The 471-nt window shown below is 68.8% G+C and carries 1 protein-coding gene; it reads left to right on the top strand.

Translation table 11 applies throughout. The annotated features are described in order from the left end of the window. A partial coding sequence (locus FQ705_RS00035) for a bifunctional ornithine acetyltransferase/N-acetylglutamate synthase (protein ID WP_186307749.1) occupies positions 1-427 on the top strand: 427 nt, incomplete at its 5' end. Positions 428-471: the final 44 nt, after the last annotated feature.

The raw sequence follows: 471 nt of genomic DNA, 5'->3' as shown, positions 1-471 counted from the left end.
GCAGACGCTGTCGCAACTGATCGTGCGCGACGGCGAGGGCGCCACCAAGTTCATGACGGTGCAGGTCGAGGGCTACCGCGACGTTGCGGAATGCCGGAAGATCGCCTACGCGATCGGCCATTCGCCGCTGGTGAAGACGGCGTTCTACGCCTCGGACCCCAACCTTGGCCGGATCCTGGCCGCGATCGGCTACGCCGGGGTGGGTGATCTCGACGTCGGCAAGATCGACCTCTACCTCGACGACGTGCTGGTGGCCAAGGCCGGCGGCCGCAACCCCGCCTACCAGGAGGCCGACGGCCAGCGCGTCATGAAGCAGAGCGAGATCACGATCCGCGTGCTGCTGGGCCGTGGCGAGGCCAGCGCGACGGTGTGGACCTGCGACCTGTCGCACGACTACGTCAGCATCAACGCCGACTACCGCTCCTGAGCCGGTGCATGGCGCGCCCGGCGCGCCGTGCCGCCGCCGAATTC

Source organism: Paraburkholderia sp. BCC1884, from assembly GCF_900996225.1.
Classification (GTDB): Bacteria; Pseudomonadota; Gammaproteobacteria; order Burkholderiales; family Burkholderiaceae; genus Paraburkholderia.
This window is presented reverse-complemented; position numbering and strand designations above follow the sequence as displayed.